The 15,792-nt window shown below is 72.5% G+C and carries 8 protein-coding genes and 1 tRNA gene; all 9 read left to right on the top strand.

The window, feature by feature from the left end:
• Window positions 1-106: 106 nt before the first annotated feature.
• The 9 genes from J421_RS29810 (at window position 107) to selD (ending at window position 15,792) form a co-directional block, all read left to right on the top strand.
• Window positions 107-2,749, top strand: coding sequence for a protein kinase domain-containing protein (locus J421_RS29810; RefSeq protein WP_104023498.1), 2,643 nt, complete (start codon window positions 107-109; stop codon window positions 2,747-2,749).
• 175 nt (window positions 2,750-2,924) lie between these two features.
• On the top strand, window positions 2,925-5,621 hold the full coding sequence (locus tag J421_RS29805) for a DUF7133 domain-containing protein (RefSeq protein WP_025414787.1): 2,697 nt from the start codon (window positions 2,925-2,927) through the stop codon (window positions 5,619-5,621).
• 333 nt (window positions 5,622-5,954) lie between these two features.
• Window positions 5,955-6,683, top strand: coding sequence for a hypothetical protein (locus tag J421_RS29800; protein WP_025414786.1), 729 nt, complete (start codon window positions 5,955-5,957; stop codon window positions 6,681-6,683).
• A 10-nt stretch (window positions 6,684-6,693) separates the two neighbouring features.
• Window positions 6,694-10,131 carry an amidohydrolase family protein gene (locus J421_RS29795; RefSeq protein WP_025414785.1) on the top strand — a complete coding sequence of 1,146 codons (3,438 nt, stop codon included), beginning with the start codon at window positions 6,694-6,696 and terminating at the stop codon, window positions 10,129-10,131.
• Between the two features lie 197 nt (window positions 10,132-10,328).
• On the top strand, window positions 10,329-12,188 hold the full coding sequence (locus tag J421_RS29790) for an NAD(P)-binding protein (protein WP_025414784.1): 1,860 nt from the start codon (window positions 10,329-10,331) through the stop codon (window positions 12,186-12,188).
• A 24-nt stretch (window positions 12,189-12,212) separates the two neighbouring features.
• A complete protein-coding gene (locus J421_RS29785; RefSeq protein WP_025414783.1) occupies window positions 12,213-13,739 on the top strand; it encodes a M20/M25/M40 family metallo-hydrolase in 1,527 nt (508 codons plus the stop codon).
• Window positions 13,740-14,050: 311 nt separating this feature from the next.
• Entirely contained in the window at window positions 14,051-14,581 is a 531-nt protein-coding gene (locus J421_RS29780) for a hypothetical protein (RefSeq protein WP_025414782.1), read from the top strand.
• Between the two features lie 45 nt (window positions 14,582-14,626).
• Window positions 14,627-14,723 (top strand) — tRNA-Sec (locus J421_RS29775).
• Window positions 14,724-14,745: 22 nt separating this feature from the next.
• Window positions 14,746-15,792 (top strand): selenide, water dikinase SelD, encoded by a 1,047-nt coding sequence (gene selD, locus J421_RS29770; protein WP_025414781.1) that lies wholly within the window; start codon window positions 14,746-14,748, stop codon window positions 15,790-15,792.

The raw sequence follows: 15,792 nt of genomic DNA, 5'->3' as shown, positions 1-15,792 counted from the left end.
ACGCGCGGTTGACTCGACTGGAGCCGACGGAGACGTCCTGACTCCGCGCCTGGCGCGAGCGCTGGGCGACGCCTACACCATCGAGCGCGAGCTCGGTGGAGGCGGGATGTCGCGCGTGTTCGTCGCGCGCGACGCGCGGCTCGGCCGGCGCGTGGTGGTCAAGGTGCTGCGGCCGGACCTCGCCGCCGGTCTCTCGGCCTGGCGCTTCGAGCGAGAGGTTCGGCTCGCGGCCGGTCTCCAGCACCCGCACGTGGTACCCGTGCACGTGGCGGGCGAGATCGACGGGCTGCCGTTCTACACGATGCCGTACGTCGAGGGCGAGAGCCTGCGGCAGCGGCTCACACGCGAAGGCGCCCTCCCGGTGGCCGGGGTCGTTCGCCTTATGCGCGAGCTGGCCGACGCGCTGGCCTACGCGCACGACGCCGGGGTGGTGCACCGCGATCTGAAGCCGGAGAACGTCCTGCTCTCCGGCGGGCACGCGGTGGTCGCGGACTTCGGCATCGCCAAGGCCCTCGCCGCCGCGACGCACGCGGGTGGCGTGGCGGACGCCGCGGCTCTCACCACTGCCACCGCGGCCGGCGTCGCGGTGGGCACGCCAGCGTACATGGCGCCCGAGCAGGCCCTCGGCGACCCTGCAGCCGATCACCGCGTCGACCTCTACGCGTTAGGCGTGCTGGCGTACGAAGCACTGGCGGGCGCACACCCGTTCGCCGCGAAGACCCCGCAGCAGCTTGTCGCGGCGCACATTACCGAAGCCCCCGGGCCGCTTGCCGATCGGCGGCCGGAGGTGCCGCCCGCGCTCGCGGCGCTGATCGCGCGGCTGCTCGCGAAGCACGCCGACGCTCGGCCGCAGAGCGCGAACGCGGTCGTCCGCGAGCTCGACGAGCTGCTCCCGGCGGTGGCGCCGCGTCGCGCCGCTGCATTGTCGGGGCGTGCTCCGTCCGCGCGGCGTCGGCGGGTGATGATCGCGTGCGGGCTCGTCCTACTCGTTGCCGCAGGCGCCGGAGTGGCCGTCAGGAGTCGGCTGCGAACAAACGGGCCGCGGGCGAGCCATCCGTTAGGCACCCGCGTCGCCGTGCTGCCGTTCGACAACCTGGGGCCCGACGCGGACGACTACTTCGCGCAGGGGCTCGCGGACGCGATCCGCGGACAGCTCGCCACACTGCCATCGCTCGGGGTGATCGACGGGCACAGCACGGTGCAGTATCGCGGCACGACGAAGCCGCTGCGCAACATCGGGCGGGAGCTCGGTGTCGCGTACGTGCTCCACGGCGTGGTGCAGTGGGAGCGCGGGGCGGACGGCGTGCGGCGCGTGCAGGTGCGGCCGGCGCTGGTTCACGTCGACGACGGGATCACGCGCTGGACGGCGCCGTACACCGCCGAGCCGACCGACGTGTTCCAGGTGCAGGCCGACATCGCGGACCACGTGGCGCGCGCGCTCGACGTCGCGCTCGACGAGCGCCAGCGTCTCGAGGTCGCAACCGTCCCGACCCGGAACGCGGCGGCGTACGACCAGTATCTGCGCGGCCTCGTGATCGAGCAGAGCACGGCCTACTTGAGCGCGGCGCGGTTCGAGGAGGTCATAGAGGCGTACGCGCGGTCGGTGGCGCTCGACCCGGGGTTCGGACTCGCCTGGGCGAAGCTCGCGGCCGCGCGGGCGGCGCTACTGGAAAGTCCGAGCTTCGCGATGGGCGCCAACGTGGCGCTGGCCCGGCAAGCGCTCGACAGCGCGCAGCGGCTCGCCCCGAATGCGGCCGAGACGCACATGGCCGTGGCTGCGTTCGCGATCGCGATGGACGGCGATCCCGTGCGCGCGGTCGAGGCGATGCGCGCCGCGTATCGGGCACGGCCTAACGACGTGGTCGTGCTCGTCACGCTGGGCGCCCATCTGTTCTGGCAGCGCCCGACGCTGAACGAGGGGCTCGCGATGATGGCGCGCGCAGCGGAGCTCGACCCGCGAAGGCCTTCGGGCCAGGCGTCGCGCTTCTTCCGGGCCGCGGGGCGTTACCCGGAAGCACTCCGCTACGCGGACCATTCGATCGCGCTGGCGCCCGACGACTTCACGGGCTACAGCGACAAGGCGGTCGCCCTCATCGACGCCGGCGCCGGCGTCGTCGCCGCGCGCGCGGTGCTCGACAGCGCGGTCCGGCGACTCGGCGCGGTCGCGGTGACGCGCGCGCTGGTCACCGACTGGTGGGCCGACGCCACGGCGGTCCTCGGCGAGCCGTACGAGGGCCGCCTCGAGGCGCTCACGCTCGCCGACTTCCCGGTGCCGACGTCGGACGACAGCAGCGGGTACTACTACGTCAAGGCGCAGTTCTGGCACCGCAAGGGAGCGCGCGCACGCGCGGTGGCGTACTGCGACTCGAATCGCGCCATCATCGGACGGGGCCGCCCCGTGCCGGATACGGCGCCCGTCGTGACGGGCACGGCCGACCTGAACGTCGTCAGGGCACTCGCCTCGACAGCGGCGTGCCAGGGACATCGCGACGAAGCGCTGCGCTACGTCGCGGCCTTGCGCGAGGTGCAGCGCCGACCGCGTCACCTGTTCGACGAGATGGTCGTCGCGATGAGCCTGGCCGAGGCCTACCTGTTCCTCGGCGACCGCGACGCCGCCGTGTCGCAGCTCGAGCGCGCCGTCGGTCCCCCGTCAAACCTCTCGGTGAATCGCCTCCGTGTGGACGGATTCTACGCCTCGCTCCGTGGGCACCCGCGGTTCGAGGCGCTCGTGAGCCGCGGCGCGCGATGAGTGCAAGGCACGAGGCGAGAGCACACCGCATGGGGATCCAAGTGCGATCTTCGGGATCTTCGGATAGGGAAACGCACCTCGGTGCGAGGGCCTCCCCCCTATCCCGAGATCCTGCCGATCGCTCTCGGATCCCCAGTGAGTTCTCACCTCGCCCGCCCATCCTCACGTCCAACCCATGCCCAGGCTCGCACCCCGTTCGCCCACTACGATCGCCGTCCTGTTAGGCACGATCGCCCTGCACACGGCATCGGCGCAGCAGGAGCCGCCCGTGCGCCCGAACGGCGGCCGCCCCATCGCGCCGATCACCGACACGACGACGAAGGAGCCCGCCATCGTCCCCGTGTCGCCGCGCGAGGAGCAGCAGCGGTTCGTGCTGCAGCCTGGCTGGCGCATCGATCCCGTGCTCACGGAGCCCGACATCGCCGAGCCGGCGGCGATCGCGTTCGACGGCAACGGGCGGATGTTCGTGCTCGAGCTGCGCACCTACATGCAGGACGCCGACGCGACCGGCGAGCTCGCGCCCGGCGGCCGCATCTCGGTGCACGAGGACGCCGACAACGACGGCGTGTACGAGAAGCACACGGTGTTCGTCGACGGGCTCGTGTTCCCGCGCTTCGTGCTGCCGTGGGGGAAGAACGCCGTCCTCACGATGGAGTCGAACGCCGACGAGGTGTGGAAGTACACGGACACCGACGGCGACGGCAAGGCGGACCGGAAGGAGCTGTTCACCACGCGCTACGGCCGCTCCGGGAACGTCGAGCACCAGCAGGCGTTCCTCACCTGGGCGATGGACAACTGGCTGTACAGCACGTACAACGCGTTCCGCATCCGCCCCACGCCTAACGGCATGCTGCGCGAGCCGACGGGGCCGAACGGCGCGCAGTGGGGCGTGACGCAGGACGACGACGGCAAGGTGTGGTTCCAGGGCGGGGCGAGCGGCGTGCCGTCGTACTTCCAGTTCCCGATCGTCTACGGCGCGTTCAAGGTGCCCGACGAGCTGGCCCCGGGCTTCAAGGAGCCGTTCGGGCTCGCCGGCGTCGGCGACTTCCAGCCCGGCCCCACCGCGTCGCGCGCCGACGGCACGTTGAAGGAGGTCACCGGCTCGGCCGGGAACGACGTCGTGCGCGGGCACCGCATGCCTAACGATCTGCTCGGCGACTACCTGTACGGCGAGCCGGTCGCGCGCATCGTGCGGCGCATCCACCCGGTGGTGACCGAGGGGCTCACGCAGCTCCACAACGTGTATCAGCCGGAGCGCGCGGAGTTCGTGCGGTCGATCGACCCGCTGTTCCGTCCCACCGACATGGCCACGGCACCCGACGGCACGGTGTACGTCGTCGACATGTACCGCGGCATCATCCAGGAGTCGCAGTGGACGCCCCGCGGGAGCCACATCCGCGCGAAGATCGAGCAGTACGGCCTGGAGCGCGCGATCGGCCGCGGGCGCATCTGGCGGCTGTCGTTCGAAGCGCTTCCGCGCGACACCACGCGCCCGCGCATGCTCGACGAGACGCCGGCGCAGCTCGTGACGCACCTGCGCCACCCGAACGGCTGGTGGCGCGACATGGCGCAGCAGCTGCTCGTGCTGAAGGGCGACCGCTCCGTCGCGCCGGCGCTGCGCGACATCGTGCGACGCGACACGATGCTCGTCGCGCGCTTCCACGCGCTGTGGACGCTCGAGGGCCTCGGCGCGCTCGACGCGCCGCTCGTGCGCGCCGCGCTCGCGGACCCGAGCCCCCGCATGCGCGTGCAGGCGATCCGCGCGAGCGAGACGCTGTACAAGGCCGGCGACACGACGTTCGCCGCGCGGTGGCGCGCGCTCGCCCGCGACCCGAGCGTCGACGTCGCGCTGCAGGCGATGATGACGCTCGCCACGCTGAAGGTGCGCGGCGCGGCCGACGTCGCGCGCGCGACGATGGCCGCGAACCCCGCGCGCGGCGTGCAGGTCGTCGGCGCGCAGCTTCTTGCCCCGCCGCCGGCGCGCGTCACGAACGGCAACGGCGCCGCGCTCACCGTGGCCGAGGCGGCGCTCGTCGCGCGCGGCGACACGGTGTTCACCGAGCTGTGCTCGCAGTGCCACGGCGAGGGCGGGCGCGGCGTGCGCACGGCCGACGGCCGCCTCGTCGCGCCGATGCTCGCCGGCAGCCCGCGCGTGCAGGGCCACCGCGACTACGTCGTGAAGACGCTGCTGCGGGGCCTGACCGGGCCGATCGACGGGCGCACCTACCAGGGCGCGCTCATGGCGCCGATGGGCGACCACGACGACGCGTGGATCGCCGCCGTCGCGTCGTACGTGCGCCTCGCGTTGGGCAACCGCGCCACGCCGGTGACGACGCGCGACGTGGCCCGCGTCCGCGCCGCGACCGCCGCGCGGCGCACGCCGTGGACGTACGCCGAGCTGGCCGCGAGCATGCCGGTGGAGCTGCGCCCGCAGCCCACGTGGAAGGCGACGGCGAGCCACAACGCGGAGCGCGCGCGCGGCGCGTTCGACTACGCGGGGTGGACGAGCGGCGCCGCGCAGGCCGCCGGGATGTGGCTCCAGGTGGAGCTGCCGGCGCCAGCGCTGCTCACCGAGCTGCAGTTCGAGTCGCCCACGGCGCGCGTCGCGGTGCCTAACGCCGGCCGCGACGCGCCGACGCCGCTCACGTACCCGCGCGCCTACCGCGTGGAGCTGTCGAGCGACGGCGCGACGTGGAGCACGGCGGTCGCCGGCGAGGGGACGGGCGCGATCACGAGCGTCTCGTTCGCGCCGACGCGGGCGCGCTTCGTTCGCATCACGCTCACCGGCGACGGCGCCGACGCGCCGGAGACGCCGGCGGGGACGGTGTGGGGGATCCAGCAGCTGCGGCTGTGGGGTCCGGCGCGGCGCTGACCGGTCGTCGACCGCAGCGGACGCAGAGGGCCGCAGCGCACACCGATGGGGCGAGGTGGCAGGCGAGTACTCTGGGGATCCACGTGCGATCAACAAGATCTCGAGATCCTCTTCATCGCCGCTGGATCCCCATGGTTCTCGCCGAGCACCTCGAACCGGCCGAACAGAACGTCGAGTCCTCGTGGTTCAATTCGAAGAGAGCCGTCCTCTGCGGCCCTCTGCGTCCTCTGCGGTTCGACCGTCTCGTGTCACGGGTCTTACTGCCTGCCAGCGCGCCCCCTAGATCTCGTGGCCCCGGCACGACTCTCTTCCTCTTCAACGAGGGAAGCTGCCATGGACGCGAACGAGCGCACTGGAACGTTTCCGTACCTGCCATCCATCGCCGAGGTTCGCGCGCGGTTCGACGAGGAGATCACCGCGCTCGGCGGGACGGTCCGCGACGTGTACGAGGACGGTCGCAATCTGTTCGCGCGGGCCGTGCTCCGTCGGGCCGCCGACGTGCGACCGGGCGACACCGTGAACGGCGGCGTGGCGCTCCGGACGCTCGGTCCCGAGCTGCTCGTGCACCCATACATCTTCCGCCAGGTGTGCGTGAACGGCGCCATCCGCGCGCATGCGCTGCAGACGCGGCGTGTGGCGCTCGTACCGACGACCGTGCCGGCGGTGCCCGGCTTCGACGTGACGCTCGCGCTCGACGCGCTCGGCGATGCGGTGCGTGCGTCCGCGGCGCCCGAGGCGTTCAAGCAGGGGCTGCGCGAGATGCGCACCGCGACGGAGATCGCCGCCGACGACGTGGTGAACGTGCTGTCCTTGCTCTCGCGTCACGGCGCATCCCGGGAGCTCGTCCTGCAGATCCTCGCGCGCTTCACCCATCGCGACGAGGACGACCGGTCGGCGTTCGGGCTGATGAACGCCGTCACGTCCGTCGCCCGCGACACGAGCGATCCCGAGACGCGGTGGCGGCTGGAGGAGATCGGCGCCCGCATCCCCGCGCTCGTCGCCCGTCGTGCGCCCGCGGAGCCGCGGATGGTGCATCGGGACGAGCTGCTCACCCTCACCTGACGTCAGACCCATGCGACGCCTCGCCCTCGCCGCGCTCCTCGGCGCGCTCGCTGCCACGTCCCTCGGCGCGCAGGTGCCTAACGCCGGCGGCGATTCCGCCGGCCGCCCGCTGCGCGAGCTGCCGCTGCGTCCCACGCAGCCGCTCCGCTTCACGACCGACGAGGGCACGTGGCTCTCGCTCGACCTCTCGCCGGACGGCACGACGATCGCGTTCGACCTGCTCGGCGACCTGTACACGCTGCCGATCGCGGGCGGCAAGGCGACGCGCATCACGAGCGGCCAGGCGTTCGACGGCCAGCCGCACTGGGCGCCCGACGGCAAGACGATCGCGTTCGTGAGCGACCGCAACGGCTCGGACAACCTGTGGCTCGTCGAGCCGGACGGGTCGCACGCGCGCCAGCTCACGCGCGAGGAGAACCGCACGTTCATCTCGCCGACGTGGACGCCCGACGGCAAGTACGTCGTCGTGTCGCGCAACGGCGCGGGCGCCGGGTACAACCTGTTCCTCTATCACCGCGACGGCGGCACCGGGGTGCAGCTCACCGGCGCGCCGACCGCGGGGGCCGGCGCGCCCAACGCGGGCGGGCCTAACGCGCAGCCGTTCCCGAGCAACTACGTGGGCGCGGCGTTCGGGCCGGATCCGCGCTACGTCTACTCGGCCGTGCGCACCGCGGCGGGCGGCGGCTACAACCAGACGTCGCTCGACTGGCAGATCGCCGTCTACGACCGCCGCACCGGCAAGACGTTCGTGCGCACGCAGGCGCCGGGGTCGGGGATGCGCCCCGTGCTGAGCCCCGACGGCAAGTGGCTCGTCTACGCAACGCGCAACGACTCGCTCACGGCGCTCCGGCTCCGCGACCTCGCGACCGGCGACGAGCGGTGGCTCGCTCCCGACGTGCAGCGCGACGACCAGGAGTCGCGCTACAGCCGCGACCTCATGCCGCCGTTCGCGTTCACGCCGGACAGCAAGGCGATCGTCGTCGCGCACCACGGGCACATCTGGCGCATCGGCGTGCCCGACGGCGCGCAGACGATGATCCCGTTCACCGCCGACGTCGATCAGACGATCGCCGGCGCGATCAAGCTCGAGTTCCCGTACGACGACTCGTCGCTCGTCGTTCGGCAGATCCGGAACGCGACGCGCTCGCCCGACGGCAAGCGGCTCGCGTTCACCGCGCTCGACAAGCTCTGGGTGCTCGACCTCGCATCGTGTCCGACGTCGACCACCGGCGACGCGCCGGCGGCGGCGTGCCGTCCGCGCCGTCTCACGACCGCGAGCGACGTCGGCGAGTTCTCCCCCGCATGGTCGCCCGATGGGCGGTATGTCGCGTACGTGACGTGGAACGAGCGCGAGGGGGGCCACGTCTACCGCGCGCGCCCCGACGTGCCTAACGGCGCCCCGGAGCGGCTCACGACGCAGCCCGGCTTCTACGACAAGCTGACCTACTCGCCCGACGGCCGCCGCCTGGTGCTCGCGCGGGGCCCGCGCGAGCAGCGCCGCGACCGCGACGAGCTGGGCGGGAACAGCGCCGAGGCGGCCGGCGTGGAGCTCGTGTGGCTGCCGGCGACCGGCGGGGCGGCGACGGTGATCACGCCGGTGACGCGCTTCGGCCAGCCGCACTTCGGTCCCGACACGGGCCGCGTCTACGTGTTCGAGCCGGCCGACGGCCTCGTGTCGATGCGCTACGACGGCACCGACCGCCAGCAGCACCTGCGCGTCGGCAGCCCCGGCGCGCAGCAGAACGCCGGCCCGCAGGTGCCGCCGCCGGACGAGATCCTCATCTCCCCCGACGGCGACCGCGCGCTGGTGCAGGCGGGCACGAACCTGTACCTGATCTACTCCGTGCCGATGGTCGGCGCCGTCGCACCGCAGATCTCCATCCAGAACCCGGCGCAGTCGCAGGTGCCGGTGCGGCGTCTCACGCGCGTCGGCGGCGACTTCGCGCGCTGGTCGCGCGACGGCAGGCAGGTCTTCTACTCGCTGGGCCGCTCGTTCTTCACGTACGACGTGGCGCGCGCCGACTCGCTCGTGCGCGACTCCACGGCGCGCGCCGACTCGCTGCGCGACGCGCGGCGCGCCGGCGCGGTGCCGAACGACACCGCCACGCGCGCGACGGGCACCCGCGCCACGCGCGCCGTCTACGAGCCGACGCGCCTCGACGTCACCATCCGCGTGCCGAAGGACCGCCCGTCGGGCACGGTCGTGCTGCGCGGCGCGCGCCTCATCACGATGAAGGGCGACGAGGTGATCCCGAGCGGCGACGTCGTCGTGCGCGACAACCGCATCGCCGCCGTCGGCGCCACGGGGAGCGTGACGGTGCCTAACGACGCGCGCGTCATCGACGTCTCGGGGAAGACGATCCTCCCTGGCTACGTCGACGTCCACGCGCACATCTGGCCGGCGTTCGGCGTGCATCGCACGCAGCCGTGGGAGTACCTCATCAACCTCGCGTACGGCGTCACGACCACGCGCGACCCGCAGACGTCGACCACCGACGTGCTGTCGTACGGCGATCTCGTGGAGACGGGGGATCTCGTCGGCCCGCGCATCCTCGCCACGGGTCCGGGCGTGTTCACGCGCGACAACATCCGCAGCCTCGACGACGCGCGCGACGTGCTGCGGCGCTACTCCGAGTTCTATCACACGAACACGATCAAGCAGTACATGGCCGGCGACCGGAAGGTGCGGCAGTGGATCGCCATGGCCGCGCGCGAGCAGGGGCTCATGCCCACGCTCGAGGGCGGGCTCGACTTCAAGAAGAACATCACCGAGGCGATGGACGGCTACTCGGGCATCGAGCACACGCTCCCCATCGCGCCGCAGTACAAGGACGCGGTGCAGCTGTTCGCGAAGAGCGGCGTGACGTGGACGCCGACGCTCATCGTGCAGTACGGCGGCCCGTGGGCGGAGAACTACTGGTACGAGAACACGAACGTCGTGGACGACCCGAAGGTGAACCACTTCATGCCGCGCCACGAGATCGAGAAGAAGGCGCTGCGCCGCCCGGGATGGTGGGCGCCGTCGGCGTACTCGTTCCCGCTGTTCGCCGCGCAGGCCGCGAAGGTCGTCGCCGCGGGCGGCCGTGTGGGGTTGGGCAGCCACGGCCAGTTCCAGGGCATCGGCGCCCACTGGGAGATCTGGAACATCGCGTCGGGCGGCATGCCGCGGCACGACGTGCTGCGCGTCGCGACGATCTTCGGCGCCGAGTCGATCGGGATGGGCCGGCAGCTCGGCTCCCTCGAGCCGGGCAAGCTCGCCGACCTGCAGGTGCTCGACCGCAACCCGCTCGACGACATCCGCAACACGAACTCGATTCGCTACGTGATGAAGAACGGCCGCCTGTACGATGGGAACACGCTCGCCGAGCTGTGGCCGCGACAGCGGCAGGTGGCGGGGCTCTGGTGGTGGAAGGATGCCGCGAACGGTGGGGGAGATCAGCAACGTTAGGCATCCTCGTATCGTTCCGACCCCTCGCGGCGGACGACTCCGCGAGTCGGACGCGGATCGCGCGGGTCGCGCGGATTCGGCGCACGCCGTCGCTCCGGTCGAATCCGCGTGATCCGCGGCATCCGCGTTCCAACCTCGAGGAGCGGTCGAGCGCGGGAGGCGCCGCCCGCCACGCCGAAGCCACACCGACGCATCGCATGCCTGACGACACGCCGATCACCCGCAAGGACTTCCTGAACGCGACGCTGCTCGGCGTCGGCGCCGCGCTGCTCGGTGCCCCGTCGCCGGCCGCCGCGTTGGGCAGGATCGCGGATCCGTGGACGGGCCCCGGCGGCGTCGGCGACTACGCGGCGTCGAACGGGAACACGAAGGCGGTCGTCGACGCCGCGCACGGCATCCGCGACGGCACGTACGGCGCCGCGGCGACCGACGTCGACGACCCGTACGATCTCGTCGTCGTGGGCGGCGGCATCTCGGGGCTCGCCGCGGCGCACTTCTTCGCGAAGGCGACCGGCGGCGCGAAGCGGTGCCTCGTGCTCGAGAATCACCCCATCTTCGGTGGCGAGGCGAAGCAGAACGAGGTCGACGTCGACGGCGTGCGCCTCGTCGGTCCGCAGGGGTCGAACGACTTCGGCGTGCCACGGGCCGGGAGCGGCTGGCTCGACGACCTGTGGACCGAGCTCGCGCTGCCGCGCGAGTTCCGCTTCGCCGAGTGGGGATCGCGGCGGCCGGCGCTGCGCGCGGCGCAGGACAACTACCAGCCGATGGAGGGCGTCGGCGAGTACGGCATCGACGTCGGCTACCAGTTCGCGCCGGGCGGGCCGTGGCTGCGCAACGTGTGGCAGAACGACCTCGCCGACGCGCCGCTCTCCGATGGCGTCAGGCGCGAGCTGCTGCGCTGGCGCTCCACGCCGCCCGACACGAAAGGGCTCTCCGCGGACGCGTTCGCGCGCCGGCTCGACACGATGTCGTACCGCGACTGGCTCGAGAAGGAGCTCGGCTACTCGAGCGCGGTGACGAAGACGATCGAGCCGGTCATCGGTCTGATCAGCGGCGCGAGCCCCGACGCGGTGAGCGCGCACGCCGCGCAGCAGATCGGCATGCCCGGCGTGAGCCGTCCGCGCGGCCGCACGGGCGGGCCCGGTCTCTCGTTCCCCGGCGGCAACACGACCTACGCGCGGCACCTCGTGAAGGCGCTCGTCCCCGACGCGATCACCGGCCCCGCGACGTTCGAGGGGATCTTCGGCGGCACCGTGCGCTGGGCGGCGCTCGACCGCCCGCGGCAGCACACGCGCATCCGCGTCGGCGCGACGGTGGTGCGCGTGGCGCACGACGGCGCCCCCGGCGCGAGCGAGCGCGTGCTCGTCACGTACGCGTTAGGCGGCCGCCTCCGACGCGTGCGCGCGCGCCGCGTGATCATGGCGACCGGCGGCTGGGTGAACCGCCGGGTGCTGACCGACGCGCCGGCCGAGCTGCGCGCCGCGTACGCCGACTTCGCGTACGCGCCGGCGCTCGTCGTCAACGTCGCGCTCAGGAACTGGCGCTTCCTGGAGCGGCTGGGCATCACGGCCGCGCGCTGGTTCGACGACCGCGGGCTCGGCTTCGTGGCGAACGTGCGCCGTCCGATGGTCGTCGGCGCGAGGACCGAGCCGTTCGATCCCGATCGCCCGGCGATGCTCACGTTCTACATGGGCCTCTACACGCCGGGCATGAGCGCCGCCGAGCAGGGCGTCGCGAACCGCGCGAAGCTCCTCGCCACGCCGTATCGCGAGTACGAGCGTACGCTGCGCGCGCAGCTCGCGCGGCAGTTCGGCGCATCCGGCTTCGACCCGCGGCGCGACGTCGCGGGGATCATCCTGAACCGGTGGGGCCACGCGCGGCTCGTGCAGCCGCCGGGGTGGTACTATGGACGCGACGGCGAGCCCGCACCGCGCGAGATCGTCGCGCGCGGCTACGGGCGGATCGCGATCGCGCACTCGGAGCTGAACGGACACCAGAGCGCGACGGGCGCGCTCGCACAGGGGCGGCGCGCCGCCCTCGAGACCGCGGGCGCCTGAGCGCGCACAGCCACGGAGGCCGCGATGGAGCGCAGCAACTCGATCGACCGACGCACGTTCGTGCACGGCGCTGCCGCCGGCGTCGCGGGGCTCGCCCTCGGCGGCCTGCCGTCTCCGTTAGGCGCCCATGCCGCCGCCGACCGCGACGCGGTGATCGCGAAGATCGCGTCGGGCCACGCCGCCGCCCTCACGATGCTCCGCGACTGGATCGCGTTCCCGTCCATCGCGGCGGAGAACCGCAACTACCCGCAGGGCGCCGAATACATGGCGCGGCTCGCGCGCGACGCCGGGTTCGCGAACGCGCGCCTCGTGCCGACGAGCGGGAAGCCCGGCGTGTTCGGCACGCTCGACGTCGGGGCGCGCACGTGGCTCGGCCTCTACTTCATGTACGACGTGAAGCAGTTCGACCCGGCGGAGTGGAGTTCCCCGCCGCTCGAGGGTCGGCTGGTGAAGAAGGAGGGCGTCGGCACGGTGATCGTCGGCCGTGGCGCGACGAACCAGAAGGGCCCCGAGGTCGCGTGCCTCGCCGCGCTGCATGCGTTCCGCGCGGCGAACGTGAAGCTGCCCGTGAACCTCGTGCTCGTGGCCGAGGGCGAGGAGGAGATCGGCAGCCCGAGCTTCCGGCAGATCGTGCTGACACCCGAGGTGCAGGCCGCGCTGCATCGGTGCGTCGGCGTCGTCATCCCGTTAGGCAACCAGGGCCTCGACGGCCGCGTGCAGGTGAACCTCGGCGCGAAGGGCGTGATCGAGCTGGAGCTCGTCGCGTCGGGCGAGAAGTGGGGGCGCGGCCCGGCGCGCGACGTTCACTCGAGCCTCGCCGCGCAGGTCGACAGCCCCGCGTGGCATCTCGTGCAGGCGCTGAACACGCTGGTGAAGCCCGACGGCCACACGCCGGCCGTGGAGGGGTTCTTCGACGACGTGCGCCCGATCGGCGACGCGCAGCGGCGCATCCTCGAGGACGCGATCCCGCGCATGAGCGAGGCCGAGACGAAGAAGGCGTTGGGCGTCACCCGCTGGATCGCCGACGAGGCGTGGCACGACTCGCTCGTGCGCCTCGTCTCGCAGCCGACGATCAACATCGAGGGGCTCGTCGGCGGCTACACGGGTCCCGGCGGCAAGACGATCCTGCCGCACCGCGCCGTCGCGAAGCTCGACATGCGGCTCGTGCCCGACATGACGGCGGCGAAGACGCTCGAGCGGGTGAAGGCGCACCTCGCGAAGCACGGCTTCGGCGATCTCGAGGTGAACATGACCGGCGGCTACGATCCGACCGAGACGCCGGCCGACTCGAAGCTCGTGCACGCGATGATGGCCACGTATCGCAAGAACGGCGTCGACCCGCTGCTCTGGCCGCGGCTCGCCGGTTCGTGGCCCGGCGCGACGTTCACCGCGCCCCCGCTGAATCTGCCCGCCGGACAGTTCGGGCTCGGCCACGGCGCGGGCGCGCACGCGCCGGACGAGTACTGGCTCGTCGAGTCGACGAACCCGAACGTCGTCGGCATGGACGGCGCGGCGAAGTCGTTCGTGGACTTCTTCTACGAGCTGGCGTAGGGCTGTCTCACGCGGAGACGCGGAGGACGCGGAGCACTGCCTTGGCTGTGTGAATGAACCGCGGAGGACGCAGAGGGCCGCCGAGCACACCGATGGGGCGAGGTGGCAGGCGAGTACTCTGGGGATCCAAGGGCGATCGAAAAGATCTCGAGATCCTCTTCATCGCCGCTGGATCCCCAGGGTACTCGCCCAGCGCCTCGAACCTGTGGCTCGATCAAAGAGGACAGTCCTCTGCGGTTCGATGGTGTTCTCCGCGTTCCCGGCGTCCCCGCGCGAGATAACGGAGCCCCGGGCTGGGTCGTCATGAATCCGTGAGACTCCACGCCCACCTGCTCGCTGCCGTCTGCCTCGCGCAGCCGCCGATCACGCACCGACATCCGCACGCCGAGCGGCTCGACGTGCGCGCGGAGTTCGCGGACGTCGCGATGGCCGACACGACGCTCGCGCGGGGCACCACGCGTGACACCGTCGTCACGGATCCCGCGCGACGCTACGACGCGTTCACGGTGTCGACCGGACAGCGCGTCCGGCTGTACGTCGCCGATCGCCGCATGCATCGCGTTCGCGAGGTCCGCGGCATCCCGTTCGACTGGCGGCCGCTCTCCGATCTCGCGTGGAAGGATGGCCGCACGCTGCTGTTCGACCGGTGGTCCTCGCCGCACGACGGCGTGCACTACGTCCTCGACGTCGCGCGCGGGCGGCTCGTCGCGGCGGCCGGCTTCCACGAAGATCCAGGCGAAGGACTGCAGCGCCGGCGGCGTGTTCCAGCTGGAGGCCGAGTCGAACGTCGGGGCGACGACGACGGACGAGCGCCGCTGGTCGTGCGGCGTCCCACATGCTAGAGTGGCTGGGCCGGCCCGCTGTTCAGGACGGCCCAGCGCGCGCATGGGGGCGGATGGGGTCTGGTGGCCTCCTCGGTCTTCAAAACCGATGCGACCCGGTTCCGCCGGGTTTGGTGGGTTCGATTCCCGCACGCTTCCGCCAGCGCCCGTACCGTTAGGCAACCATGACGTCCGTCGCGGCATCGCCGGTCCGGCTCACGCAGTACGCGCACGGTGCCGGCTGCGGCTGCAAGATCTCCCCCGCGGTGCTCACCCGCATGCTCGACGGCATCGGGCCGGGGTTCGCGGATCCGCGGCTGCTCGTCGGCCACGGCGCGCGCGACGACGCGGCGGTGTACGCGCTCGACGACGAGCGCGTCCTCATCAGCACGACCGACTTCTTCATGCCGATCGTCGACGACGCGTTCGACTTCGGCGCCGTCGCGGCGACGAACGCGATCAGCGACGTGTACGCGATGGGCGGCACGCCGATCCTCGCCATCGCGATACTCGGCTGGCCGGTGTCGCTGCTCGACGCGGCGATCGCGGGCGACGTGCTGCGCGGCGCGACCGAGGCGTGCGCGCGGGCCGGCATCGCGCTCGCTGGCGGCCACAGCATCGACGCGCCCGAGCCGATCTTCGGCCTCGCCGTCACGGGCACCGGGCGACGCGCCGACGTGCGCACGAACGCGCAGGCGCGCGCTGGCTGCGAGCTCTATCTCACGAAGCCGCTCGGCGTCGGCGTGCTGACGACGGCGATGAAGCGCGGGATCCTGCGCGACGACGACTGCGCCGAGGTCCGCAGGCTGATGCTGACGCTGAACGACGTCGGCCCCGCGCTCGCGCGCCTCGACGCGGTCGCGACCATGACCGACGTCACGGGCTTCGGCCTGCTCGGCCACCTGCTCGAGGTCTGCGACGCGAGCGGCCTCTCGGCCGAGGTGCGCGTCGACGACGTACCCCGCCTCGCGTCGGCGGCCGGGTACATCGCGTCAGGCGCGGTCCCCGGCGGCACGACGCGCAACGCCGCGAGCTACGGCCACCGCGTCGCACCGCTCCCCGACGCGTGGCGCGACCTGCTCTGCGACCCCCAGACGAGCGGCGGTCTCCTCGTCGCCGTCGATCCGGCGGGGCGCGACGAGTTCCTGCGCGTGACGCGCGAGCGCGGCCTCGATCTGCGGGCGTTCGGCGTGCTCACGCCGCGCGCGGAGCCGACCATCCGGCTCGTGTGA

This window comes from Gemmatirosa kalamazoonensis (genome assembly GCF_000522985.1).
GTDB classification, from domain to species: Bacteria; Gemmatimonadota; Gemmatimonadetes; order Gemmatimonadales; family Gemmatimonadaceae; genus Gemmatirosa; species Gemmatirosa kalamazoonensis.
Note: the sequence above shows the minus strand (reverse complement) of the source record. Positions and strands in the feature narration are given on the sequence as shown.